Annotated in this window: 16 protein-coding genes; 4 read left to right on the top strand and 12 right to left on the bottom strand. The window is 61.4% G+C overall.

Annotated features, from left to right (window positions below; translation table 11 throughout):
- Window positions 1–92: 92 nt before the first annotated feature.
- A complete protein-coding gene (locus JOE31_RS17795) occupies window positions 93–1,778 on the bottom strand; it encodes a nuclease-related domain-containing DEAD/DEAH box helicase (RefSeq protein WP_209746865.1) in 1,686 nt (561 codons plus the stop codon).
- Between the two features lie 782 nt (window positions 1,779–2,560).
- On the opposite strand from JOE31_RS17795, the gene JOE31_RS17790 reads away from it, so the two are divergent.
- Window positions 2,561–3,628 carry an AAA family ATPase gene (locus tag JOE31_RS17790; protein ID WP_209746863.1) on the top strand — a complete coding sequence of 356 codons (1,068 nt, stop codon included), beginning with the start codon at window positions 2,561–2,563 and terminating at the stop codon, window positions 3,626–3,628.
- A 36-nt stretch (window positions 3,629–3,664) separates the two neighbouring features.
- Here the strand turns inward: JOE31_RS17790 and JOE31_RS17785 are convergent, their stop codons facing one another.
- The 5 genes from JOE31_RS17785 to JOE31_RS17765 all read right to left on the bottom strand — a co-directional run bounded on the left by JOE31_RS17785 (window position 3,665) and on the right by JOE31_RS17765 (window position 9,770).
- The gene (locus JOE31_RS17785; RefSeq protein ID WP_374100886.1) at window positions 3,665–5,230 is read right to left on the bottom strand and encodes a hypothetical protein; all 1,566 of its coding nucleotides are present in this window, start codon (window positions 5,228–5,230) and stop codon (window positions 3,665–3,667) included.
- 10 nt (window positions 5,231–5,240) lie between these two features.
- Window positions 5,241–6,242: a sigma factor-like helix-turn-helix DNA-binding protein gene (locus tag JOE31_RS17780; RefSeq protein ID WP_209746859.1), complete on the bottom strand. Its 1,002-nt coding sequence runs from the start codon at window positions 6,240–6,242 to the stop codon at window positions 5,241–5,243.
- 76 nt (window positions 6,243–6,318) lie between these two features.
- Window positions 6,319–7,218 (bottom strand): ribonuclease HI, encoded by a 900-nt coding sequence (locus JOE31_RS17775; protein WP_209746857.1) that lies wholly within the window; start codon window positions 7,216–7,218, stop codon window positions 6,319–6,321.
- A 39-nt stretch (window positions 7,219–7,257) separates the two neighbouring features.
- The gene (locus tag JOE31_RS17770) at window positions 7,258–8,808 is read right to left on the bottom strand and encodes an ADP-ribosylglycohydrolase family protein (RefSeq protein WP_209746855.1); all 1,551 of its coding nucleotides are present in this window, start codon (window positions 8,806–8,808) and stop codon (window positions 7,258–7,260) included.
- Window positions 8,805–9,770, bottom strand: coding sequence for an ARPP-1 family domain-containing protein (locus JOE31_RS17765; RefSeq protein ID WP_209746853.1), 966 nt, complete (start codon window positions 9,768–9,770; stop codon window positions 8,805–8,807). Before JOE31_RS17765 ends, JOE31_RS17770 begins: the two co-directional genes overlap by 4 nt.
- 93 nt (window positions 9,771–9,863) lie before the next feature.
- Between JOE31_RS17765 and JOE31_RS17760 the strand changes: the two genes are divergently transcribed.
- The 3 genes from JOE31_RS17760 (at window position 9,864) to JOE31_RS21630 (ending at window position 13,006) form a co-directional block, all read left to right on the top strand.
- Window positions 9,864–10,535 (top strand): NUDIX hydrolase, encoded by a 672-nt coding sequence (locus tag JOE31_RS17760; protein WP_209746851.1) that lies wholly within the window; start codon window positions 9,864–9,866, stop codon window positions 10,533–10,535.
- A gap of 72 nt (window positions 10,536–10,607) precedes the next feature.
- Window positions 10,608–11,825, top strand: a complete 1,218-nt coding sequence (locus tag JOE31_RS17755) for a hypothetical protein (protein WP_209746850.1) — start codon at window positions 10,608–10,610, stop codon at window positions 11,823–11,825.
- Between the two features lie 53 nt (window positions 11,826–11,878).
- A complete protein-coding gene (locus tag JOE31_RS21630) occupies window positions 11,879–13,006 on the top strand; it encodes an HNH endonuclease (protein WP_245199245.1) in 1,128 nt (375 codons plus the stop codon).
- 38 nt (window positions 13,007–13,044) lie between these two features.
- Here JOE31_RS21630 and JOE31_RS17745 read toward each other — a convergent pair whose 3' ends face one another.
- From JOE31_RS17745 to JOE31_RS17720, 6 genes are all read right to left on the bottom strand, one after another.
- The gene (locus JOE31_RS17745; RefSeq protein ID WP_209746848.1) at window positions 13,045–13,842 is read right to left on the bottom strand and encodes a hypothetical protein; all 798 of its coding nucleotides are present in this window, start codon (window positions 13,840–13,842) and stop codon (window positions 13,045–13,047) included.
- 268 nt (window positions 13,843–14,110) lie between these two features.
- Window positions 14,111–17,263, bottom strand: a complete 3,153-nt coding sequence (locus JOE31_RS17740; protein WP_209746846.1) for a DEAD/DEAH box helicase — start codon at window positions 17,261–17,263, stop codon at window positions 14,111–14,113.
- Window positions 17,253–19,133: a phospholipase D family protein gene (locus JOE31_RS17735; protein WP_209746844.1), complete on the bottom strand. Its 1,881-nt coding sequence runs from the start codon at window positions 19,131–19,133 to the stop codon at window positions 17,253–17,255. The genes JOE31_RS17740 and JOE31_RS17735 overlap by 11 nt, the downstream gene beginning before the upstream one ends.
- Window positions 19,126–20,334, bottom strand: coding sequence for a DUF6361 family protein (locus JOE31_RS17730; protein WP_209746842.1), 1,209 nt, complete (start codon window positions 20,332–20,334; stop codon window positions 19,126–19,128). Before JOE31_RS17730 ends, JOE31_RS17735 begins: the two co-directional genes overlap by 8 nt.
- Before the next feature lie 97 nt (window positions 20,335–20,431).
- Window positions 20,432–23,563 carry a type III restriction-modification system endonuclease gene (locus tag JOE31_RS17725; RefSeq protein WP_209746840.1) on the bottom strand — a complete coding sequence of 1,044 codons (3,132 nt, stop codon included), beginning with the start codon at window positions 23,561–23,563 and terminating at the stop codon, window positions 20,432–20,434.
- A gap of 5 nt (window positions 23,564–23,568) precedes the next feature.
- A complete protein-coding gene (locus JOE31_RS17720) occupies window positions 23,569–25,422 on the bottom strand; it encodes a site-specific DNA-methyltransferase (protein ID WP_245199244.1) in 1,854 nt (617 codons plus the stop codon).
- Between the last annotated feature and the right edge of the window lie 4 nt (window positions 25,423–25,426).

The raw sequence follows: 25,426 nt of genomic DNA, 5'->3' as shown, positions 1-25,426 counted from the left end.
CAGTTCTGGCATTTCATCCCCCATTGGACGGTTCTGAATCTAGTGACTGCAGGCTATGCGGTGGCTCCGACAATTTACGTGGGCCACGTCACCTATCGCTCCTGCAGCATCGGATTCCACGCCTGCGCACGTGACAACGCCACCTTCAACTCCCGGCCTCCGGCTTCCTCCAGCAAGCCCGAGTCGCCAACAACGACCAGCAGGCTCCTTGCCCGGGACAGCCCGACGTAGAGCTGTTCGGCAGCCCGGTCCATGTCCTTGAAGCCGTTGATGCACAGCACCACCACGGACCGTTCCAGCCCCTTGAAGCCCAGAACGTGGCCGTAGAATTCGGCTTCACTGGCGTGGAATTCGCGCCAGTAGTCTTCGGTGGCGCCGCGCTCGAAGAAGTCCCGGTGCACCGGGTGCCGTTCCTTGGTGGTGAGGAGGGCGATCTGGTTGTTGGCCCAGCCTTCGGCGATGAGGGCGTCCACGCAGTCTCCGGCGACGTCGAGGGCCTCGTCGGTGGGGCAATCCACCACCCGGACCGGCAATCCCGTGCTGCCGCGGGGAGTGAAGTGCTCGCCGGCGAAGGGTCTGAACGTTTCGGCGATTTTGCGGGTGTTGCGGAGGTTCTCATCAATGTGGATGGGCACGAAGGCGGCCATGGGGCCGGAGGTGAGGTCCGCCGTCGCGCCGCCCCACCGGCGGTAGACGTCCTGGCGGTCGTCCATGAAGGCGTACACCTCGCCGCCGTCGGGGTCCTTCGTGCAGGCCAGCAGCGCATTCCACCACAGCGGGGCGAAGTCCTGGGCTTCGTCGACGACGACGGCATCCAGCCGCTCGTGTGGCTTCATGGTTGCTGCAAGTTCCTTCAGCAGGCGGGGCATCTCCACGTCGAAGTACTCCTGCCCCGATCCGTCCGGAACCCCCAGCCCGCGCACGTATTCGTGGAACTCGCCGGTGAACACGGGCTTGGCCTGGCGCCAGGTGGAAACGCGGTCCTGCAGATACTGCCCGAGGCCTTTGTTGTAGCAGAAGAGGCCGACGCGTTTGCCCTGCCTGCTGAGCAGGCGGGCCTTCTCCACAGCCAGCCAGGTCTTGCCGCTTCCTGCACCGCCGGTGAACCGGATCCGGGGGAGTGAGCGGGTTGCTTGCAGCAGGACGACCTGGCGCTCCGTGAGGTGGTCCTGGGCGTCTTCATCCTCCTGGGGATTGCCGGAGGGTCCGACGGCGGTGTCGAGGTTTCCGCCCAGTTTGCGGACGATTCGCTCCAGGAAGGCCGGGGCCAGCGGGGCGGTACCTCCGCCTTCGTTTTCGATTGCCTGGCGGACAAGCTCGGCGGGCGACTTGCTGTCCGTCTGGTCGAGGATCAGCGACCGGGGGCAGCCGGCCATGGTCCAGTCCCTCGGTACATCGGTGTAGGGCAGACTCACCATGTAGACGCAGCGGCTGCTGACCCGGGAACCGAGCTGGATCTCCAGCCAATTCTTGAGGGCATGAAGTGAGCTCTGGGACTGCGCCACCGGGCTCAGTATCTTGCGCTTGTTGCTCCTGTCCGACTGATACCACTGGCCGTCTGCGATGGTGACCTGGCCGCCTTTGACCTCGATGGCCGCCATGCCCACTCCGGGCCAGAGGACCAGCAGGTCAATTTCGTATTCCTTCCGGCCGTCGCGGATGTGGACGGAGTGGGCCAGGACAACGTCATCCGGAAGGCTTTTCTTCAGTGCGTCCCAGACGGCCTTTTCTGCCTGCTGCCCCTCGCCGAATTCCGGTTCCTCCGGTATGCACCTCAATGTTTCCCCCAAACTGTTGAACCGGTGGATCGGTTTTGCGCTGATCCAACGTTAGCCGTGGAAGCCGAGTTCGTCGTGGCGACACGAATACGGCCCGCACTTAGTAACGTGTTGGGGCATGCTGTTGGAGAAGTCGCTTGCGCTTTTCTTTCGCAATGTAGGCCATGATCCGGTGAAGTTCCACGTCATATAGTTCCGTGACAAGTGTGATTCGATGGCCTGTGCCCTTTAGCAGCACCATCCGTGCCTCTTCGACGCTCCCCAATCGAAGCGCAACCATGACTTCGTTGATTTGTTTAGCATTGAGTCTTTGATGTCTCCGAACCAGCTTGTTGTGTCCACTATCAAAGACCTCGTACCCGTCTGCCATGACGCTCTCCTGAATGCTTTCCCTTAGGCATCTCTGCGAGGCCTCGAAAGCATTATGAATACGGGGTCGGACAATGCTTGATAAGCATGTCACTTCCTGGCAATACACTGTCTTCCAGCACTCACAATCCGATCGGAGAATTGCCATGGACCACCGCCCGATAATGCTCGGGACGCTGCCTGACGGCCGTCGTCTCCACCTCGGTGATGCGGCTGAATTTTGGTTAGCAGGCGGAGGTGTTCTACTGATCCGCGGTGATGGGCCAGTCACGAGGGGCATGACGTACCTCGACGAGATCATCAGTCAGTTTTGCCGTACGAGTGCTACACACGTCGTAGACCTCGTGGAAGGTGACTACAGCTGGATGTTGGAAGGGATGAGGACACTCTCCAGATCCATGGGGGAAGCCTGCATGACACTTGGTGAAATTCGCGCGGGCATGCACGAGGATCCCCGGGGTACCACTGTCATCATCAATGGCGCCGAGTTTCTCTGCTCTGATGCTCACGAATACTCAAGCTTGCTTGCCGCTAAGCTCAGCGAGCTGATCGTCTCCCAGCCCCGAGGAGGTGTGACCGTGGTGCTGGCTGGTGGCGACTTCGACATGACCGAGCTTTTAGTGACCGGGGTGGACGGTGGTCATCGGATCGAGTTCGGCAGTTGCGACCAGGTGAACGCCCCTCAGTATCTGCTAGGCGACCTGCAAGATGCTGTTATTCCTGCGGGGGCTGCCATTTATGAAGGACCATTTGGGTCCCTGTCAACATTCTTCAGCCCTCGTGTAGGCCCCGATGGCCGGTCTGTGGGGGATGCGTTTCTGGAGCTGCCAATCGGGATTGAAGGAGCCAATTTCTCGACGGCGTGGGAACAAAACCTGGTGGTATGCGGCGGTTCACGTTATGACAGGTCTCGAGTGATTGCAGCGATGGCAAAGGATGCACAGGAATCTGGAGCGCTCATATGGGTCGCCACGTCAGCTCCAGATTCTGATCTCAGTGCCGATTGGCGGCACCATCGAGGAAGTATGGCCACCGGAGTCGTTCAGGCGGCTGAACTCCTGCGGCTCGTCTGCGATCGGGTGTTTCCGCGTATCGATGCCTGCAGGGCCTTGAATACCACTGATGTGAGGGACGTACGGATTCCTGCCAACTTGGCAAGTCCTCTCGTAATCTTCGTTGACGATCTTGATGCCATGAAGAAAGACAGCGCCAACCGGCCCGAACTTGAGGAAGCAGCTGAAGCCGTAGAAACCTTGATCGACTTCATAGCCAAGACCGCCAATCAAACTAACGTCACGCTGGTTGTCGGTACTGCAGTTACTGGCTTGGCGGAATTTGATGGCTTTGAGTCGCTGTGGAACAGCGCCGCGCGGCTACAGCTGGCCCCGTCCGGTACCGATGTCACGTCAGATGAGGCACCGCTGTACTTTGCTGCACCGGGACTTCCTCCCATCCCGCTTGAGGCGGCGAGGGTGCAATAGGCACCCTCAGGGGTAGCGGGTCGATCCTTCGCCGTGTCAGCTCGCATTCCGCAGGGTCTGAACTTCGCCTTCCAGCGCCCGTTCTATTGTGACGCCGCCTTCCGGGCCTGGTCCCGATGGAAACTCGCCAGTGCTCCAGCGCAGGTTTTTTGCGTCCGTGCAACTCCGTCCATGTCTCAACCCGGAAACAATCTCGTGACCGGCAGCGGCCAGCGGTACCCTTGCTTTCAACCAGTTAGGCACCTCGTCATCCGGGGCCACCCAGCCATTGTTCGTTAGAAATCGTCTGTTGATGGGCCACTCAGCTGCGGGTAGGTATTGCTCAGAGACAATCTCGCACCACACGCCGTCGGCGCTTGGTGTTGCTTGAGCATAAGGCCGAGTCGTGATCTCCTCATTTCCGTCATACTCGACGCGCAGAAAGCTGTTCCATGGCATCTTTGCCAAGAGTTGACCAATGAGTTTGCCTGCCTTGTGCCACTCTTCAGCTACGCGTTGGGATTTCGCCTCATTGATGGCCAAGCTTTCATCCTCGAGTCCAAACGGAAAGCCCCAGTAAGACTCATGGCTATACGGTTCCTCGTCGCCTTCCTCCTCCTCTTCCTCCTGAGGAAGAACAGCTTCTATGGCTTCGTCCCAGCTGCCGTAATGGCGGATCACCTCCACTGCGGACGGGCATTCCGTTTTCACGGCGGCTGCGGCAATGATCCACTGATCGTAAAGCTCTACGTTCATGGGAATTCCGAGATCAATGCACTCCTCGGTGAAGTGATCCAGGGTCTCCAGGTAATCCACCCCGCTGAAACGATGGTCACTGGCGATAAGCCGCATGCCCACCGAGCGAAGTGCGCTCTCCCACGATCCGGAACCGTAACGTGTCCTTAGCTTGTCTGCCGGAACGGGCCAAGGTTCAGCAGCATCGTTTGCTATCGAACCAAGACGCCTCGATGTTGCCTCCATGGCATTCTTGTAGTCCGCGTACGAGAGCGTACTGATGGTTCTGGCCCGGATTGCAAGAGCCGTAGTTTCGATAATGGCCAGGATCTCTGCCATTCTCCGATACGGCAAGCGTGAATTCAGCAAGCCTCGGAGCTTGGATACAGCAGCAAGCGACATCTTGCCCAACGCCAACTGGTAATCCGGTTCGATTTTATGGTGGATTCCCGCTATATACAGCAGGCTCAGCTTGTCACCTATCTGCGGGGACGGAACTTCTTCGACTGGTTGGCCACCGGGAATTCCAGGAATGTGCAGAAGCTCCGCGGCGATCTGAATGTCTATTGAGATTCCCAATGCTTTCAAGACTTTAGGTATTTCGTCGCGGTCTATTCCCGAACCGTAAAGCCGCTCGATCATTGCCTCGTTTGCCAACATGATCTCGTTTGTAGAGAGACAGCGCCGCCGGATCGCACGCGAGCGCTCCAGCTCGTCATCGGTGTCTGTTTGGTTCAAGACGAGAAGTGAGACCTCTTCGGTAGAGCACTCCTTTGCTGCAGCGATGAAGCGGAGCGGATCGCCCCTTCTGTAGAGTTCGCGAATGTCAACCGTAGCTGTGCCTTGCGTGGGCGCGTCCTCATGCTGTGCCAACAAGCTTTCCCCCATTTCCAAGCATCTACTCCTGCACTGAGCGGATGGCGTCCATCCATGTGCCGTATATGTTCCGAACTGACGCTACGGATGGCCTTTCGCGCCCAGCAGCGAACTCTTCCTTTACCCAAGCCTCGTAGCCGGAATTCGTTGCCTTCATTTCAGCTGTCGTGGCGAAGAAGCAATAGTCTCGCAGAGCGTGGTCGTATTCTTCACGAGTGAATTTGACGAGGCCTTTCGGGCGGCCCTTTGACGCGAGCCCGATTCCCATGACTTCCAACGCTTCATTCCAGCCGCTGAAGCGCTTCATGACGGTTTGCCGGGTGGGTGGCCAGGGGAAGGATCCTTGCCTGGACACCAGGCCCAGAGCAACGACAAGCTCGTCTCGAAGTTGTTGGTAGCGTGCGCCGGTGATACTGGCGTCAGGGTTCTCCGAGACGAGCTTCTGGGCCGCACCAATGACCCCAAGGATGGTTGCCACGTCATCGGGCGACGCTTCAGCAGACTCCAGCGCGGCTCGCAGCTCGCTGATGAGGGACAGGTCCAGGTTCACTGCTGCCCACTCACGGTCAGGTGAGAGGCTCCGGTCGGAGCCCAACAGGAACCAGATCCCGGCCGCCAACGCCTCCTTCGAGAAGATGTCTTCCACCTGGGATTTGGAGAAGATAATGGACGACCCCTTAAGTGCCTCCTCCGCGACGTCGACGTCGATCGCCGGGTAGAGCGCTTGCAGCTTCAGGACAGCGTCCGGCCGAGGCACGCCGCGCTTGGCCATCTGGCGCGCCAGAGGGCCGTATTCAGCCAGGAACGCGTCGGTGGCGGCCTTCGCGGCCGCTTCCCGTGCCGCCATCCGCTTCTTGCGCGATTCCTCGGCGTTCGTGCCGCCCACCTTCGCGATGATCTGCCGGACACGCTCGCGGGTGATGCCGAAGCTCTCGCCGATGGCATCGAGGGTTTCGCCGTCCGAGTAGCGCTCCACCATCGCGGCGTCGCGCTGCTCCCGACTGAGTTCAGGAGTTGTTGTCATGGTCATATTCCTATCAGCAGCTGCGGACATTATTTGGCAACCGGCGGCGTGGCTCCTAGCCTTCGCAAAACCCGGCTCAGGCTGCCAGATCCAGATTCCCTTGTTCGACTATTCCGGCGACCATACGCAAAGTGTCGTCCGCCGGAAGGTCGGCCTCCTTGTGCCTGCGGGCCATGACCGCCAGCCGGTCAGCAAGAATGTTCAGCCGGTGGTCCGCGTGGCCTTTGACCCAGTCGAACTGGACGTCGGCAAAGGCAACCAGCGTCCGGATCCGCTGCACTTCATCACGGCAGGCCAACGTTGATCGTTCTCGAGGAGAGTCTCCCTCGCTGAGCATCCTGACGGCTGAGAGGCTGTCGGAGCAAACGGTGACGGCGCAGCGTCCATCCAGGACTCCCGTGTACGCGTTCTTGGCTGCGCAAAGGGCCAGCCGGATCGCCCGCAGCTCGCTTTCCAGAATGCTTCCGCCGGTCACGGCCTTCAGGCCCGCTCGAAGCGGCTGCCCCTTTCCGAAATCCAAGACCCAGCCGTGCCCTGCCCATGGAGTGCGATGCCCCACCGAGGCATCGGTGGCAATCTCCAGTCGGGAGAACACCGTATCCAGGCTTTCGGCGATGGCCTTTTCCGTGGCCACCACACCCGCCGCCGGGGGATAGGAATGAACAACCGGAAGCCCAAGCTCCAGCAACCGTTCGGCCGTAGTGTCCACCATGGAAAAGACGGGTTCGCTCCGGTCCGGAACCAGCTCCACAAGCGCATGAACGGCCTCCGCATACGCTTTCCCCCAGCGCGGTCCTGCTGCGGCCTCGGCGATCCAGCCGGAGCGCAATCCAACCACGGTTGATTCGACCGTTCTCGCCACAGCCCACAGGACGAGTCCCCGGCGAGACACGATGAGGACAGTGAGTCCGGAACGCTTGGCAACAACTTCAGCGGCCGACTGGACTCGGCGCAGCGGCGGGGCGGGAAACGGCATGTGGTCCTCCTTGGAGCGGATGAACTGTTGCTGGGAAGGCTACAGACGGCCACTGACATTTTTCGCTGCCACGTCCCCCGCTACGTCAGATCTCGGCTGCAGCAGCGCCTTGTCATCCCTGAGCACCCCCAAAAACAGAGGATTTGGCCGTGCCCCAGGCAGCACCCGCCGCACATCCTCCAGCGCCTGCAACGGAGACGCGCCGGCAACCGAAGCCCCATAAAGAGCAGCCACCGTGGGCGTCCGGGACTCCGCCCGCACACAGTGCAGCAGCACCGTCATGCCCTCCGACCGGTAACGCTCGACGGCGGCCGCCGCCTCCTGCAGCACAAAGCGGGGATGAGCGTTGTCCTCCGCACCAGGAGAGTCAACCACCCAGAACGTCGCGTGGTTCTCCGCCGCGACAGCAGGAACATCCTGCGTACCGAGCCGGCACAATGACGCCACCGCATCGATCCCCAGCTCACGCACCCGCGCAAGGGAGCCGACCCCGCCCAGCCACACGCCGTCGTCGTGCGGGTGCCGGACCAGCGCGTCGGTGCGGCTCCACATGCTGTAGTCGTGGCGATCGGCGCGCGGCCATGAGGCGGGCCGGCGGCCCTCGCCGCGGCCAAGCTCCATGCCGAGGGTCATCAGGTCGCGGGCACGGAGGCCCGGCCAGCCATGCAGGCGCCGGCGCCACTCGAAAGGCACCGCGGTGTAGCCGTACGCGCCGCCCAGCAGCCCGCCGGCGATCGCGGCCACCGTATCGGTATCCCGGCCGCCGCGCACAGCCTCCTCCAACGCCGCCCGCAAGTGGGCCGGACCCGACGCCGACTGGCCCGCATAGTGGATGGCGCTCCAGGCGCCCTGAAACGCCTCCACCACCCAGCTGTTGCGGGTGAAGTCCCTGGGCCGGGACCGCTCCGCAACATCGACCCGCTCCAGCCACACCGAAGCACGCTCGGCGGGCAGCAGCGGCAGACCGGCACGGACGTCGAGCCGCCCGGTGAGCACCGCGTTGCGGATGGCAACGCACCACAGACCGCAGGCTTCCTGGGCGTCGGGGTCGGCGTGGGTCAGGGCGCTCATCACGCCAGCCGCGGCCATCAGTTCGGCCGGATCCCGGTGCAGGTATGCGAGGGCCAGCGGGGCCGTGCGCATCAGCGAGCCGTTGCCGGCGCTGCGGCCGGTGCGGGCGTGGAAGTCCGCGGCGGCGGCGCTGAAGTCGGCCGCGTGAACCTTGCTCCGCCCGTCAGCGGAAGCCAGCAGTCGGGCCGTCGCGATGACAGAGCTGGTTTGCGCGCCCACGTCCTTCGCCTCCGCCGCCCAGGAAGCCCAGGCCCGGACCACCATGGTCAGCGCCGCGGGGGAGGAGGACCCGGCACCGGAGGCGGATTCCACCAGCGCCTGGGCGATCGGGATGGCCATGGACGTGTCGTCCGTCCACTCGGCCGGCGCGAACCCGAACGGGCCGCCGCCCTTCATGGTCACTTCCGCGCCGTCCGGCAGCGGCGCGCCGAACTCGTAGCCGGCTCCGAGGGCGTCGCCCGCGGCCAGGGCGACGAGGACGCCGGCCGCGCGGTCATTCTGCAGGGGGTTCAGTTTCATGCCATCTCCATCAGGGGGTGTTTGGTGTTCCAGCCGGTCAGGTGGGCCAGCTGGGGGCGGCGCCGGGGAAGTTCGACGGCGATCCCGGCGGCGGTGACCGCTCCGGCGGCGCGGGAGACGTTGCGGCTGCGGAGCGCGCCGTGGTCACGGACCTCCACGGCCGCCGGCCCGTCGTCGAACGTTCCGAAGTCCATCGCCTGGACGTGGGCGGCGAAATCGCGGGCGCGCTGGCCGGGCATGGCACCGGATGCCAGTGCCTGGGGTGGCAGGAGCTCGAGGTCCAGCAGTGCCGACTCGATGAGCTGGCGGTAGTGGCGCAGGAAGAGCGTGCTGGTGCCGAAGACCTCCAGGAGCAGCGGCTGCTGGCCGAGGCCGATCACCACGCCGCGCTGGCCTTCGAGCGGCTTCGGTGCGTCCGCGGCGCTGAAGCGGTTGCGTTCCTCCTTGTCGTCCCTGAACCAGTCCATGTGCTGGAGGAGGGAGCTGGTCGCGGAAGCGCCCCGGGCGTTGTCGAAACGGCTGACCCGCTCCCAGATGCGGCCCTGGCGGTTTCCGCCGTGCTGGCCGTCGGGGCCGTTGGCCAGCTCGGACCAGACGTTGAGGGGAGCGCGCCGGGCCTGCCGGCGGTGGGTGGTCTGGCCGGCTTCCCAGCGGCCAGCCTCGACGCAGAAGGTGTCGATGTCGCGGGTTTCGCCCGGGCCGAGGACGACGTCGCGGGCGCAGGTCCGGTGCTGCTGTCCGCCTTCCAGGAGTTCGCCTTCCAGCAGCAGCGCGGGATTCGGGCCGTTGTTGGTGACGGTGAGGCGGGCCACCTGGGCGCCACCGGCGAGTTCGGTGACGGCGACGTCGGCGTGGGTACCGGTGCTGATTCCGAGGCTGCCGGAGCCGGAGGTCCAGACGGGAAAGATGCTGAGGGGGCCGAGCCTGCTGCCGGCGCCGACGTGGAGCTGCGGGACTTTCATGGTGACCTCCGGTTGATTTAATGCATTTTTGCGCTAATTGATTTCAGTATGCACCACTTGCGTATTTAGCGCAATACTGCGATAAATAATGATGTGAAGGATTCCAAGAACAGCCCTGCCCCGTCACTGCTCGACTACCCGCGGCCGTCGGTGGCGGTGGACACGGCGGTGCTGACCGTCGCGGACGGGAGCGTGTGCGTGCTGCTGGTGCGCCGCGCGGAGGATCATCAGCACGGAAAGTGGGCCCTCCCGGGAACGTTCCTGCGCGAACGCGAAACCCTGGCGGATGCGGTGCTGCGCTGCTTGCGCGAGAAGGCAGGGATCTCAGGGCGGGTGCCTCGGCAGCTGCAGGTGTTTGACGAGCCGGGGCGCGATGACCGCGGCTGGGTGTTGTCGGTGGCGCACGTGGACGTGGTGCCGCTGGCGGCTTTAGAGGAAGCGTTAAAGTCCGACGGCGTCAGGCTGGCTTCCGTGACTGGGGAACCGGAGGTAATCGCCGGACTGCCGTACGGGCATGCCGACATCGTGGCCAAGGCGGTTGAGTGGCTGCGGGCCGCTTATGTCGAGGCGCCGGACCCTGGAGCGCTGCTGGATGAACCGTTCACATTGAAGGATCTAAGAGAGCTGCATGAGGCGGTGGCCGGGCAGACGCTGATGCGGGACACGTTCCGGCGGTTCATGGAGCCGAAACTGGCGGGGACGGGGCAGATGTCCGACGGGACGCGGGGGAGGCCTTCGCGGTTGTGGGTGCGGGACAGCGTGTAGCGCGCCTTGGTCTTCAATACGTCCGGTCTGCCTACACTCGGTCAAACTCCACAATTCGCAAGTGAAGGAAAAATGCCAACTCGAGAATTTGAGTCCGAAATCGCAGTTCGGATTGCCCTCTTGGAGCCCTCAGATATCTATAAGCTCGGCGAGCTGGAGAAACTGGCGAATTTTGTTGCGGGTAACGCTGCCGAAAGAGTTCCGAAATCCTTGGCTCACCTTCTCGCCAGTCAGCTTGCCGGGTTTATGTGTGAATCGTTGGGATTAGATCCAGCTACTGAGTACCTGCCAGTGGAAAGAGATTCCGCGTGCGGATACCAAGAAGTGAGATCTGCAGACGCGGCCGTCGTCGTTCACCGTTTGCTGGCTCTTACAGGTAGCTCTGCGCTGACGGATGTGAGGGTACGGCATGAGCTCTTTGAGCAGTTGAAACTGCTGCTCGCGCGCTTTGGTCAGGTGGTCAGGTCCGTGCACACAGCACGGGAGCTGAGCGAATATGGATGGCAGTGGACCGATTTTAACGCGGGTTGGGAAAGCGGGCTGCGAAACTCTGAATACGAGCTTCCGATGGTCTGGAGAGCGCTAAGGTCCCACGACGAGGATTGGCTACCTCCGTCCGATCCAGCGGGGTCCGGGGTTCATGCGGATTTCATCACTTATTGGTTTTCCCTCTCAGCCGTCGTCTTAGGTCACTTAGCTTGGGCCAACCCCGCTCGTGGCATGGCCCGATGGATCAATTCCGGAATGCCCGGGGATGACGGGATTCTTGCCGGACTGAAACGCCTGTATGGAGCAGATGCCGCCGCTCTGATACTTAACGCGCAAGTTACTGACGTGGCCAATAAAATAACTGTCAGAACTGTGGACGGTGGAGGCGAGATTATGGGCACCTTCGATCCCTCGCAATTCTTGCTCGAGCGTCCGGACATTCATATTGCCGTCGACGCGAATCGTAGATGGCGCGCGATGTCACTTGAGGGGTCCGACTCATTGCACTTGAGCGTCCATTTGCAGAGGCTCCTACTTGGGCCAAGCCGTCACCCTGTTCGGCTTGCAGGTGGCCATGATCTTACCACCACCAATCACACCCAATTCCTCCTCGCTGACGGGTACGGATGGTACGAGATTCTTCAGCAAAATGGCGACCTGTTGCCCAATCGTCCAATTAGGCGCTCGTGGAGAGTCGATGTTACATCAGCAACGCTCGGCTACATTGGCGAATTCCGAAAATCACGGGAGACTGGCCGTTGGTTTGCAGGAAAACACTCGTCGCACATGTTGGGAAACTGAGACCGATATATGTTGCTAACTACACATCTGCTAAATCCGATTATCCTGGCGACATGAAGCGCATCTTTCCCGAGGCTCCCGTTAGCGCAGGGCCCCACCTGAGCACAAGTGAAGTGGCTGTCATGATTGGCCGCCACCAAAGCACGGCGGCTGATTATGTGCAGCGCGGCGTATTTCCAAACGTGTACCTCGACACGGCCAGAGGTGCCCGTGGCGCATTTCGGGTGCCCAAGGCCGATGTTCTCCGATATTTGGAGGGTCCCTCCGATTCGCTGGATTCTCGTCTCCGACGAGCAGCGCATTCCTGGTTGGCCGTCCGCACCAATGACGGTCAGGATTCCATCGGCTATCTAGATCTGGAGGATTTTGAATTCGAAGGTACCAGGCTGCCGTTGAAAAGTAGACAGCGGGGGATCTGGAAACCTCGCCAGCTGGATGCAGCACTATCGATCTCTACAACTTTTCGACGCCCCGGCCAGGAAAGGCCTTACGAGGACGAAGTCGGATTGGACGGGATGCTGCGCTACAAGTGGCAGGGGGATGATGCCGACGCTTCCGACAACCGGGCATTGCGCAGAGCCATGGACGAGGGACTCCCGCTGATCTGGTTTTTCGGAGTCGCGCCTGGTTTATTTCAGCCGGTATTCCCGGTCTTCTTGATGGACGAGGAGGTGGACAAGCAGCAGTTTGTCGTGGACATTGACCCACAGCGGGCATTTTTAGGGGGTGACGCGGACCTGGACTCTCCGCTGGAGGTCGACGCCATAAGACGCTATGGGACTCGGATTGCCCGCACTCGACTTCACCAGCGTCTATTTCGATCAACGGTTATCAACGCATATGGAACGCGCTGCGCCATCTGTAACCTCCGGCACAAGGTGCTGCTGGATGCCGCTCACATCATCCCGGACTCGCACGACGGCGGTGTTCCGACCGTCGTCAATGGCATGGCAATGTGCAAAATTCACCATGCGGCGTTTGATTCGAAAATCTTAGGAGTCCGGCCCGACCTAATAGTCGAAATACGGACCGACATTCTGGCCGAGGTTGACGGTCCGATGCTGAAGTATGGTCTCCAAGAGCGGCACGGGCAGCCGCTCATGAGTGTTCCACCGAAGCGGGCCGAGCGTCCCAGTAGATCGCTTCTGGAAGCTGCCTATGCGCGCTTCAGGGAGGCATAACGTGCCTGCCGGAGCTTGGCTTCAAGTCAGGCAGCCGACTATGGCTGTTGTACGCGCTCCCGCAGTAGTTTCCTAGCGAGCGGCCGAATCTGGTCGATAGCGGCAACGTCTACCCAGCTGCGGTTACTCTTTGCCGGCGATCCGACCACCCGCAACATGTCCAGGACATGCGCGCTCGTTACGTGAAATCTGGCTGCGACTTCGTTGACACGAAGTTGTTGCTGAGTCAGGTGACCGAGTTCGCCAATGACGCGTTCTATATGCGTTGGATTGGCGCGCGTCTTTCGCACGACGCTAAACGACATCCAACCGCCGGACTCCACGGAGGAGCGTTCTAGCTGAAGCTGCCCCCGGCCCTGTGAACTGGCCAGCGGATTTCCCTCCGCTGTTCCGAGGATAACGTCCGGCTCTCCTTCGGTGTATCGCCAACCTGAAACTGATTCCCGGTAGCTGCCCCCAGCAAACATGTTGAAGACCTCGATTCCCGTCATCGAGTAGTCACGGGCGATCATAACCTTGGGTATGTTCCAGGACCTGAACAGCGGAGAAGCATTGAGCTGGCAGACGACCAGGCTGCGCTGTGCCAGGTCGAATACGAGCGATGGAATTTCAGCAATCTCGAAATATGTGCCGGGTTTCCTTTGCCGCTCAGCCGCTTTGCGTGCCGAAGTCGCATTGGTGAAGATAGCGGAGCTGGTCTTGTACTGATTGATCGTTGTGCTGTTCCACGCGTTTCGTCTCGCTGTCAGGAGGTGGACCTCCGACCTGCGGACGCACGTTATTTCGCCTTCTAGGAGATACAGGTCCCGAGGAAGCGACAACGAACTAATGAGCATGGACTGGCCTCCAAAATCGTAATTCGGGCACCGCGCAGGAGGATAAATCTATCGAGGTGTGGGCTCCTCTTGTCCTCTTCGCAAAAGGTGCACCTTCGGTTAGAGGCTGCTTGAGGGCCGCAGGTTGCATGTTACCCGCTGCTGCATTATCAGGGCAGGAATTTGGCCACATTACAGCTGAGGGTAGACGTTTTGTGCCACACTACTCCTCCAACTTTCCCGTATTTTGAATCTGTAAACAGCGCAAAAGATCCATCCCGTTCAAGTCTTATGGCCGCAAATTCAGCGGCTTGATCTCCGCCCCATCTTTGATCAGCCCCAACAGATCGTCCTGCCGGGCCTGCCCCAGCGTCAGCCGATACTTCGCTAACCCGGCAAGCATGTAATTTGTCCTCGGCACATCACGGCTCAGCGGATGGTCCAGTAGTCGTCGCTCGATCTTGTGCTCTCCCGGGTGAATCCAGTGCGGGGCGAACTCTGTGCTGGAATCCTCTGGCCGTGCAGCGATCTCAGAGGTGGCAACCGAGAACAGCGTCTCCCATGGATCCATCACCCCAGGTTTCAGCACGGCAGCACCGTGGGCATCTGCGACGTTCTTCCGCACTGCATGCCCCAGATACCGGTGCACCCGCCCCTCCCGCTGTTCAAAATCAACCGGGTTGCCCGGCACGTTCCAGTGGATGACGGAGTGCGCCCACCAGTGAAAGTCGATGCCTTCCTGCCCCACGGAAGTCGACGCCAGAACGAACGGCCAGAACGGACTGTTGAAGGCGCGCCGGACATCGGGCATGCGGTTGCTGTCGCCGTCGTCCGTCTTGGCATTGCTGTACCGGACGGCGAAGCGGACGCCCATTCGGAGATCTTCATGGGATCCGTCCGGATACTTGGCGAGCATCTGCGCAGGCTTCAGGGACAGCGAGCGGCGGATGTCATCTGCCAGGGCCCACAGCTGCTCGTTTGTGATCTCCCCAGGTGCCTGCTGGCTTCGGAGCTGGAATACGTACTCGTCCAGGACAGCCTGCAGGTTCCCGGCTTCGCAGTAGCGTAGGACCTTCTGCCAGTAATCGCCCTCGGGGTATAGCTTGTCCAGGAGCTCCGTGGCGTCGAGCCGGTTGAAGAGTGTTCGCAGACCGGTTGCCGCGAACACTGCGGCCTTCCACAGCTCAGCAGGGTCGAACTCATCCGGAACCACACGCCGCAAGGCGCGGTAGAGGCAGTTGGCCGGAGAATTGACGGCCAGGTCTTCTATCCCGTCCTCCCAGCCCGCAGGCACGCCGCCGGCCACCTCCAACATGCGCTCAATGTGGGCAAGGTAGAGCCCGGCCTCGGAGCCGCCTTCCTGGTCGGTCTCCCCGCTGTCGGGTGTTTTGCCTTGCTGCTGCGTGTACTCGTCCAGCTGCCTCAGCTCCCGCGTCGCCAGCTTGGCATCGCTCCTCCACTCTGCCGGCAGGGCGCCAGGGACTGAGAAATAGGAAGCCCATGCGCCCAGACGGCTTGCAGGGTCGACGGCGATACCGCCCACCAAGGTGCTGCCCGCCGCGGCCGCGGCATCCCGCACTACGTCGGCGGGCACCACAAAACCACTCATTGACGCGCTCAGCAAAGGATCCCCCGCGAGGGCCAGGGCGGCGTGCGGGATGAAGAGCGCCAAAGTAGACATGGCCTGCGGCTCGCCGACACGAACACGGAAACGCAAGCGGCCGCGGAAGCGCTTGCGGGCCTCCGCCGAGTTCTCACCGTGGAGCGCCGAGCCTTCCAGGATCTGCCGCTCGGCCTCGTAGGAGAGCAAGGTGGTGATAGCCGTCGGGGCTGCGTTCCACGCTGAGAAGACCAGCTGCTTGGTGACATCCGGCCCCACTTCGGCGAACGCGCCGGAAGGCTCAACGTAGGGGAGCGAAGGCGGCATCCACAGCAGCTTCCACCAATCCTGGCCCACAGTGTGGTCGCGCACCGCCCGGAACTTGGCATTGTCGGTCTCCACGGCGCCGTAGCGTCGGTACGCATCGGCGTCGATCGTGGCCAAGGCCGGCAGTACGGGGTCAACAGCCTCTCGGTCGCAGTGGATCCGGCCGTCCAACATCCTGCCGACTTTGTAGTCGGTGAGGAAATGCGCGAACATCGGCACGGACTTCCAATACTCCATCGGACTGCCGGCGCGCGTGGCGCTGAACAGGGCGGACAGCGATCTGTAACTGGTGAGGTCCCCGGCCCGAACATCCGTGGGCGCCATCTCGATCACGGATAGCATGTCGTCCTTGCCGAGCTGCGGCCGCTCGGTCCGGCTCATAAACATCTTCAGACCGTCCTCGGTGCGATGTGTCAGCGCTTCGTCAGGAACCTGCTTCAGAAGCTGTGTCCGCCGGTCATCCAGATCGGTTTCGAGACTTTCCATATACCCCGCCCGCTCGCTGCTGAGGAAACGCAGCAGCTGCCGGAAGTCTGCGGCGTGGTCGTCGCCGTCGGCCTCGTTCGCTCCCGTGTGCGCCTTGTACGGCGTGGCCGAGAGCAGGATGAGCTTGGCTCCCTTGTAGTTCAGGAACTGCCGGGCGAGCTCCGCCGCGGGATCCTCGTCGTCGGGTGCGGTGCCGGGGGAGTAGAGCAGATCGCGGAAGCGCTGGAACTCGTCCAGGATGATCAGGTCAGGTTCCAGGCAATCCAGTCCGGCCTGGGCGAGGTCTCCCCGCAGCCCGCCGATGATAGCGCTCATGCGCAGCCGGACATCGTCAGTTCCGTCGGTCAAGACGTCGTACATGGCAGCTTCGAAGGCTGCAAGATGTCCGCTTTTCGTGGCGAGCTCGCTGAATTTGTCGCACACGGACGTGACGAACCCTTCGGGGTGTAGTTCAGTGAGTCGTTTGACTTCCCAACTGAAGCCGGGGACGCCGGCGCCCGACCTCAGCAGCTCGACGGCGTCATCCCTTCGTTCCGGACTAATCGCTCCGAGCTGTTCAAGGATCCGGAAGAGCACTCCGCGCTCTCTGGCCTGGCCTGGAGCTTTGCTGACGTTGAACGAGGTGCCCGGAGTCAGCGAGATGAAGTTGACGCGCTTCCGGGTTCCGGGGGCGGCGGGAGCATTGAGCTTGTCCAGCTCGGTGGGCAACAATGTCAGCCGCCCGGACTCAATGATGTCCTTCTGCCCGGTGACGTTCAGCCGGCCGAGGTTCTGCTTGGCCAGGTCGGCATTGGAGCAGACGTAGACGACGTCGATCCGGTCCACTCCTGAATCGGAGCGGTCCAGCCGCTCAATCGCTTTGGCAATGACGCCGCGGGCCACCATGCTCTTGCCCAGACCAGTCTCGTCGGCGACGAGGAAGCGATCCGCCGGCTGGTCATCCAGATACAGGCGCTTGAAAACATGTTCCACGGTCCGGCGCTGAAAGCCCCGGAGCCCATCAAGCGCGGGCGTTGCGTCAAACCCCATGAAGTTCCCCCATGTCTAGTGCCTCCGTGGCTGCCGTCCATAGTGCGTGCAGCTGCTGAATCTCCGGATTATCGCTTTGAAGGGCGAGCAGCCGGTCCATCACGACCTTCAGGTCCGGGAACACTGAGTTGGCGTCCGGACCGGCCATGGCGCCCACCATCGCCTCAAAGAGCCCGGCGGTGGATCCGTCCCCGAATCCGGACCCGGTGAACCAGCCGGTGCCGGTTCCCGACCCCAGCAGCGCATCTTCAGGGGTGAGGAACAACAGGAGGAACTGGCGGAGCTTCTGCGGGTCATCCAGCTGGCGGGCGATGATCTCGTCCAGCCGCCCCGCAGGGTCGGTGCGCAGGCTGCCCTGGATCACAGTGCTCTTGGACATCCCGGCTTCCGCGTCCTCCAGCGTCAGCACCAGGTACGGGGTCACGTCTGCGAGCGGTATGGCATGGAAGGAATGTTCGTGCTGTCCTCCGGAAGGCTCGACGACGGAGCTCGGCTGGGGGAGTGAGAGGAGCCGCAGCTTCGCGGTGAACTCGGGCTTCGGTGACCAGTCGTGTGAGACGGTCACCGTGAACGTGTTCTTGGCTGCGTCTTCGGGGACGGCGTCGAGGAGGAACCGCTGTGCGGCAGCGCCCCGCAGGGCGTTCTCCAGCCGGAAGGCAGCCTCGTCCTCTTTGGTTCGGTCTTGGCCGCCGGTGCCGTCATAGACCGCGAAGGGAACGTCCTTCAGGCTTTCCCTGATCCGCTGAACCCCGAGGCGCTTTTTGGCTCCGCGCATTTCCAGCAGGAACTCCACGTTCCGTGTGAACCCTGCTTCTGTGGCGTTGGCGGATCCCAGGAGGGCGTAGGTGAAGTGGTCGTAGTCGCAGAAGTAGGCCTTGGCATGCAGGCCGGTTAGGTCGTCGGCAACGCGCTGGACGCCGGACTCGTCCGTCTCACTCAATCCTGAGTCTGCCGATTCGGGGATGCCGAGCTCGTCGAAGGCTTTGAAGGACGTCCGGGTGTCAGCCACGGTCTTCTCGTTCAGGAGGTCAAGCTGGTCTCCCCGTGAGTAGACGTAAAGGTTCTCGGTCCAGCGGTCCTGCAGCCGGCCAATCAGCCTGTCGTCGAGGAAGGGCGAGATGACCAGCTTGTCCCGGCCCAGGAAGGCGGCGTCTCCGGTCTTGTTGTTGAGCGCCATGAACTTCTCGGGATCGCGGAGGTGAGCCACGATCGAGCCCGGCTCGAACTCTTCGCCCATGCCCATCGGCCGGAACGCTAGCCGATGGATGTCCTCCGGCAGGTCCCAGCGGACGTCTGCCAGGCGGGAGGCGAGGCCGCGCACGCGGCCCAGCCTCTCGGCGTCGGGCTTAACGGTGCAGAGGTCAGGGAGCGCGGCGACGAAGCGCGCCAGGGGTCCGCTGTCCGGGCCGGCGGCTTCGGAGCCCTGCACGGGTTCGCCGTCCAGCCGGACGAGGAGGTCCCAGCTGGCGTCAGTGGTGAGGTTCCGGCTGCTGCACAGGAAGCGGTAGCGGCGCTCGGTGTCGTTCTCGAATTCAAGGAGCCAGAGCTTGGGGTGGAACAGCCCGCGCGTGACGCTGACCTGATGGACCATCGGCTCGAGCAGCGCGAGCAGGTCCGAGGCGTCCGAGGGCGCCTTGATATGGCCTGCTTGGCAGAAGATGTCCACGCGGTCGGAGACCTTGCGCAGTGCGCTGAGGATCGCCACCGGATTGGTGAATTCCTCTCCAGAGCCGGCCACGAAGCTCAGCGGAACCGACAACGCGCTGGTCATGTCCAGCGTGAAAGTGGTGCCGACGGCGTGGGCGAGCCGGAATCCTGCCGGTGGGCGCAGCTGCTGGGTGAGTGCCTGCCTGTTGGCTGCCTCAAGCATGTGACTGACCTTCCAGTGCGAGTCCTGCGTGGATGTCCAGGACGTTCCTGCGGACTTGGGCCCAGCGGAAGGTCAGGGACGCGACCTGATTGGGCGGTTGCCAGGCGCGGAGCCGGCGTTCGTTGCGGAACCGCGAGTTGGACTTCTTCATCAGCTTCTCCCGGGTTTCGACGGCGGGACGGAAGTCTGTGTTGTCGATCAGCCTTCCTGGGCTTAGGGCTGCCGCAAGCATGGCCCGTGCGAAGTCGGCGGCGCTGATATTGATGCTGTGGTTCAGTGCTTTGGCGCGGCTGAGGTAATCGTCCACGTCCCAGCTGGCGAGGAGGTCGCGTTTGGTGCCGCGCTGGTCCTCCCATGCTTCCAGGAGCTTATTCGTTGGCTCGAGGGTGCCCTCGCCGGAGGAGAACTTCCTCATAGACAGCTCGCCCAAGAGGTGCTGGTAGAGGATGGTGGCGCCGTTGTGGATGAAAGAGAATGCTTCCGCATCCTTCAGCCACTGCGCAGGTTCGCCATTTGCGCTACGGCACGCCGGGTCAAGCCAGGGAGCCCAGAGGCTGCGCTCGGGACTGACTTCGGACCCGACAACGTGAGCCAGCATCGTGCCCGGGCAGGTGGTGAGGATGCGTTCCTGAAGCCAACGGGCCTCGTCGTGGGACAGGGTCAATCCGCGTTCGTCTGTCTGAGGGAAGCCTTCCGGGGGCTTCGGGAGGCTCTGGTTCCAGATGTAGTAGGCGTTGTCGCCATCCTCGGGGGAAGGGGTGTCTGTGCACATGAGCTGGGCGACGGAGGAACGGTCTGTCTCGGGGTTCACGATCCCGTAGCGGCGAAGCGCCGACCAGTAGGCCGCCGAAGGAAGCTGCCGAACGTTCCTGCCGGCGTCCCGGCCGATGAAGCTGTCCTCTCCTCGCTCCTTAAGTCGTACGATCAATTGTCGCTCAGACTCCTCGGACCGCTTCCTCAGATCATCCGGGTTCCGAGTACTGCGATGGGCAACTTGATAAGCCCACGGAACGAGGAGCATATACCGTGCGCCCAGGTGCAGCACAGAAGTACCCGGGAACAAGCTGTTGCTGATCGCGTCGCGCAGCTGGCCCATGCCGAGGTCATCAGTGGTTTCCGGCGTGCCGAAGAGCTTCACGAGCTCGCGCATCTTCGAGTTTTCCTCGGTGGACGCGTCGAGCCAGGAGATGAGGGAAGTCATTTGGCTATTTCTCTCGCTTCTATTCAGAACGCGGCCTTACCCACGGTGTGGACCGACAGAGTTACCGCACCACCGCTTCACCTCATTTGAGATCAGATCAGCTCGCATCGCCCGCTGTAGCGAATTCCGTTTGTGCAGCCACCGGTGCGTTCGGACCTACGAGCTGCATGAGCTCGCTGTAGTCCGTGATTACGTCGTACGTGACGTCGTCACCGTTCTTCTCGTTGAGCGATGCGAAGAACCTGCGAGCGCATTCGATCTTGGCGTCTTCGACGCCTTTGAGCTGGAGGGTCGAGAGGGAGCCCTTGGTCTCGGCGACGAAATAGACGTGCTTGACACTGCCCTCGGTGAACGCAATTGCCCAGTCCGGGTTGTAGTCGCCCACGGGGGTTGGGATGAAGAAACCGCGTGGAAGCTTTGCGTAGACCGCGACTTCCTGGCTGGTGTCCAGCTCCTTAACGAACGCGCGCTCGATCTTCGAGTCGGTGATGACGTAGTCGTAGATGTGCTTCGTCAGCTTGCTGCCCGCATGAGTGAAATCCTGCTTCGTCTGATTCTCGGTAAAGATCGCCGAGTCGAAGCGGTCCTCCAGCGCATCGTAGGTCAGGTGCTCGACGATGACCGTCGCTTTCTGTTCGTTGATGAGGCGGGCGGCCTCAGTGATGAACTGCTCCGGGTTGAGCCGGAATTTCGCGAAAGTTCCTGGGGCAACCCCGCCGAGGATCTCGGCGACAGTTCGTCGCGTGAGCTGCGTTTTATCGGTAATCTCCCCAAGCAGGTCGTACTTCACCTGCGAACCGGCGCTGACGTTTTCGGTATGGGTCTGCGTGCTCGACACTGTGAACCCGCCCCCGCTGGTAAGGTCGTCGGCCTCCAGCGACGCACGTTGTTGGCCAGCCTGCACAACGTACTGCAAGGCGGCCACGTTCAGGTGCTTGTTGAGCACCGTGATGCATTTACGGATCAACTCCTGAGAGCTGAACTCGACTTGGTAGACGGCCTTGTGGTTGATCTGACTCCAGAGTGCCTGGAACTCTTTCTTCGCGAAATTCGCCTGGTTGAGCGGAATCTTCTTCGGCTTACGGTCGTCGATCGGTAGTGGCACGTCGAGATACAGCATTTCCACGAGCGGCCAAACGAAGTCGATGACCGGCCGCAATACCTCCGAGGTTGGCTCGGCAAGAGTTCCGGTCTCCTTCGCCTGCTTGTAGGCCTCGGAAACGGTGTCGTCGTCGTTAAGGTAGTCGTTCTTGATGAGGTACTTGTACAGGGCCTGAGCAAGTGCCTCCTCGACGACAGACTCGCCGCTGGGTGTCTGCATCGTCTTACCAGTGAAGAACTTGATGCTCGCCTTGCGCGGCCGCGCGGTCAGGGACTCTGCAATCTCCTGCTGAAGGCCGGCGACGAAGTGGGTGTAGGATTCGTCGGTAACCACGGTCAACTCGTTGATGTCGTGTACCGTCACTGGGTTGTCCATGCGCTCCCCATGTTGATCGACCGCCAAGCGCAGACCACGCCCGATCTCTTGGCGACGGGAGACTGTGTTGTCGCTCTTCTTGAGCATGCCCATGACGAATACGTTGGGGTTGTCCCAGCCCTCCCGCAGAGCAGAGTGCGAGAAAATGAACCGCACCCGCTCTCCAAACGACAGCAGACGTTCCTTTTGTTTGAGGATCAGGTCGTATGCGTCCGAGTCGGTCGACTGGCCCTTGTCATCCCCGCGACCGCTCACCTTACCCTCGACCTGACGCTTGGTCTTCTTGTCGATGGAGAAGTAACCCTCGTGCACGGCTCGGACGTCATCTCGGCGGAGATACTCCTGATAGGCAGAGGTTGTCTCATCGAGGCCGAGCTCACCTAGCACATCGTCGCGGACGGCGGCGTACTCTTCCTCGAATACGCGAGCATAGTCTCCGAGCGTGTCCTCGCGGTCATAGTCGCGATACTTCGTGACCTCGTCGATGAAGAAGAGGGAGAGTACCTTGATCCCTTGGCTGAAGAGCTCCCGCTCTTTGTCGAGGTGGGCGCGGATCACTTCACGAATCTGGATGCGCCGCTTCGTCTCCTGGGTCACGTCGCGGTCGGCAAGCTGACCGGCGATGACGACGTCACCATTGCTCAGCTCGATCACGTCGCGGTTGGCATCGATCTCGGTAACAAAGAGGCCCTTGTAGGCTTCAATTCCATTTGATAGATCGTGCAGGTTAGTGCCCACATCGAGGCGCTTCACCTGACGCTTGATGGGGCCACCCTTCGTCTGCACTTCGATCTCAACCCTGGCCCTGGGCTTGGCGCCCTTGGCGATCTCGACCGCGTCCAAATATAGGTATGCGGTGGAACCGGCCAGGCCTTTCACGGTGATCCCGCGGACCGCGATCTTCTTGACCAGCTTCTGGTTGTAGGCGTCCAGCGCGTCAAGCCGATGGACTTTGGTGTGCTCGATCTTATGGGTGGCCGAGTAGCGCAGCATCATCAGCGCGTCGAACTGCGCCAGCGCCTTAAGTGAGTTGTCTGCGCCGATTTTCTGGGGTTCATCGATGATGACAATCGGGCGATTGGCCTTGATGACATCAATCGGGCGGCGGGACTGGAAGTCGTCGAGCTCGTCATAGATGCGCCGCTGGTCTTTCCCAGTGGCGTTGAAGGCCTGGATGTTGATGATCATTACCTGCACGCCGGCGTCCGAGCTGAACCGCTCCAGCTCGTGGAGCTGTGAGGAGTTGTAGACGAACGAGCGTGGCTTCGTCCCGTAGACCTGCTGGAAGTGCTCGGCCGTCACTTCGAAAGTCTTCTTCACACCCTCGCGGATCGCAATCGAAGGGACAACAATAATGAATTTCGACCAGCCATACCGCTTGTGCAGTTCCATGATCGTTTTTATGTAGACGTAGGTCTTGCCCGTACCCGTCTCCATCTCCACGTCAAGATTAGGGGCTCCTGGGGCGGCCTTGCTGTCGACGAGCTTGGCCGAGAGCGGCAGGTTCCGGGACCGCTGCACTTTGTGCACGTTCTCCATCAGCTGCACACCTGTGAGCGCGATCTCCGCGTTTCGCAGACCCGAGTCAGGTGTCTGGCTTGTCTCGAAGAGCGTGGGGTTAACGGCGGGCCTCCCATTGCCGGGGTCGATTCGGTATGAGATGCCGTCGTGTTTGGGCTGACCTGCGAAGACTTGGACTACGGAGTCGACGGCGTCTGTCTGGTATTGCTGGACCTTAAACTGAAGTTTCATCGGGATCAGAGGGCCTTTACTTCTGTCGCCGGAGACATCTCGTGGAAAATCTGCTCGGCATTTATGCGGGCATCGTCGGAGGCGAATCCCGCATCACGGAAAACAGCCCGCAGGGGCTCGCGCTTAGCGATTGTGCGCACAAGATTTGGTGTGATGCCCGACCCGAAGCAGGCAGCCAGCGCACCGTCTTCGACGATGAAGACTTCGTGACCTTCAATCTGCTCAATGGCGATGGGCATTGTCAGTTCGAGGCCCCAATCGAGAAGGACCTGGAATAGCAAATCCTCTCCCGAACGATCCGCCTTCACGCTGCTTTCCAACTCACCGAGCATGAGCTGACCAGTCTCGTCCGGCGAGCGCAACACGTCAGCCATATTGGTGGTGTCGACCTTGAGCGCCCGGAACCCAATATCGAAGGCGTCCTCGATGAGACCGGCCTTGTCACTCGCTAGTGCACCTGATCTGCGGATCCGCTCTCGCGCTACGTCGGCGATCGTTTCGTACCCTGCTTTCGCCGCCGGCGTTGCAGGGTCAACCTTCTCCGGGTACTGAACGACGATGAATCGACGTGAGCCTCCATCGCGCAGGTTTAGCTGCATGACTGCATCGGCGGTCGTACCGGAGCCAGCAAAGAAGTCAAGCACGGTGCAGTCTTTCGCGCCAGAAGCGCCGTAACCGACAAGCCGGGTTAGGAGGGAGACAGGCTTTGGGTAATCGAATATCTTCTTGCCCCCGAGGATCTTCGCGACTTCTTCGCTTCCGTCCTTCGTGGTACCGGCATTGAGGAGCAGAGAGCTAGGGGTGCGCGTATCGCCGCGTTGGATTCGCTCGTTCAAGTACAGCTTGCGTTTGGGCGCGCTGTCCCCTTTGAGACCAAACTTCACACGGTTGTCTGCGATCAACTCCTGCATGGAACGCGGGTTGATCGCCCACGAACGTCCAGCCGGCGGCCAGAATCCCTGTCCTGTATCAGGATTGACAACTTCATAGTTCGTGTCGCCTCCCGGCTTGTTAGCATCCAGAGGCACAAGTTTCCAAGGCCCACGAGAGTCGTTGTCGGAGTTTGAGTACTCGTCAGAGCGAAGGGGCTCTCCCCAGAAGCTCAGCTTGCCGCGATCCCGAGCATAGGCGAGAACATAGTTGTGGTTAGCGGAGATTTCCTGATCGTCTGAGATCGAAGTTCGGGATTGCCAAACAATCGTGGCTATGAAGTTTGCAACGCCGAAAATCTCATCCATCAGAACGCGAAGATTCGCGCCCTCTTGATCCCCGATGGTGACAAAAATAACCCCGTCATCAGAGAGCAGTGTCCGCGCGAGACGCAGCCGCGGGTACATCATCGTCAACCAGTCAGAATGAAAGCGACCATTGGTCAACGGATTCGCGTTTAGCCGTCCCCTTTCGTCGAGCTCTCCTGATCGCAAGAGGTAGTCCCCGGTCGACGTGGAAAAGTCATCCTCATACACAAGGTCCGACCCGGTGTTATAAGGCGGATCAGCGAAGATTACCTTTATCTTGCCGAGGTACGACTCTTGGAGCAGCTTAAGCGCGTCGAGATTGTCGCCTTCGATGAAGAGGTTCTTTGTGGTGTCGAAGTCGACAGACTCCTGACGGACGGGACGCAGGGTCTTAGCGATGGGGGCGTTTGCGGCGAACGCGGCTGCGCGCTTACCGGGCCAGTCGAGCCGGTAACGTTCCTGCGGCCCGTCGACGACGTGGTCGGAGAGTTCTTGGCGCAAGAGGTCGAAGTCGACGGCCTGCGTCGGGTTGCCATCGTCGTCAGTCGTCTCGGTGACAACGCTGGGGAACAGCTCGGCGAGCTTCTCAATGTTTGCGTCGGTCAGGTTCGGTGACGTCATGCGT

The sequence above is a fragment of the Arthrobacter sp. PvP023 genome, assembly GCF_017832975.1.
Classification (GTDB): Bacteria; Actinomycetota; Actinomycetes; order Actinomycetales; family Micrococcaceae; genus Arthrobacter.
The sequence above is the reverse complement of the archived record's forward strand: the minus strand, read 5'-3'. Positions and strand labels throughout refer to the sequence as shown.

Coding starts and splice junctions, on each gene's coding strand:
- JOE31_RS17790 (WP_209746863.1), top strand. CDS start 2,561: ATGACACTTGGTGAAATTCGCGCGGGCATGCACGAGGATCCCCGGGGT.
- JOE31_RS17785 (WP_374100886.1), bottom strand. CDS start 5,230: ATGGGGGAAAGCTTGTTGGCACAGCATGAGGACGCGCCCACGCAAGGC.
- JOE31_RS17780 (WP_209746859.1), bottom strand. CDS start 6,242: ATGACAACAACTCCTGAACTCAGTCGGGAGCAGCGCGACGCCGCGATG.
- JOE31_RS17775 (WP_209746857.1), bottom strand. CDS start 7,218: ATGCCGTTTCCCGCCCCGCCGCTGCGCCGAGTCCAGTCGGCCGCTGAA.
- JOE31_RS17770 (WP_209746855.1), bottom strand. CDS start 8,808: ATGAAACTGAACCCCCTGCAGAATGACCGCGCGGCCGGCGTCCTCGTC.
- JOE31_RS17765 (WP_209746853.1), bottom strand. CDS start 9,770: ATGAAAGTCCCGCAGCTCCACGTCGGCGCCGGCAGCAGGCTCGGCCCC.
- JOE31_RS17755 (WP_209746850.1), top strand. CDS start 10,608: ATGCCAACTCGAGAATTTGAGTCCGAAATCGCAGTTCGGATTGCCCTC.
- JOE31_RS21630 (WP_245199245.1), top strand. CDS start 11,879: ATGAAGCGCATCTTTCCCGAGGCTCCCGTTAGCGCAGGGCCCCACCTG.
- JOE31_RS17745 (WP_209746848.1), bottom strand. CDS start 13,842: ATGCTCATTAGTTCGTTGTCGCTTCCTCGGGACCTGTATCTCCTAGAA.
- JOE31_RS17740 (WP_209746846.1), bottom strand. CDS start 17,263: ATGGGGTTTGACGCAACGCCCGCGCTTGATGGGCTCCGGGGCTTTCAG.
- JOE31_RS17735 (WP_209746844.1), bottom strand. CDS start 19,133: ATGCTTGAGGCAGCCAACAGGCAGGCACTCACCCAGCAGCTGCGCCCA.
- JOE31_RS17730 (WP_209746842.1), bottom strand. CDS start 20,334: ATGACTTCCCTCATCTCCTGGCTCGACGCGTCCACCGAGGAAAACTCG.
- JOE31_RS17725 (WP_209746840.1), bottom strand. CDS start 23,563: ATGAAACTTCAGTTTAAGGTCCAGCAATACCAGACAGACGCCGTCGAC.
- JOE31_RS17720 (WP_245199244.1), bottom strand. CDS start 25,422: ATGACGTCACCGAACCTGACCGACGCAAACATTGAGAAGCTCGCCGAG.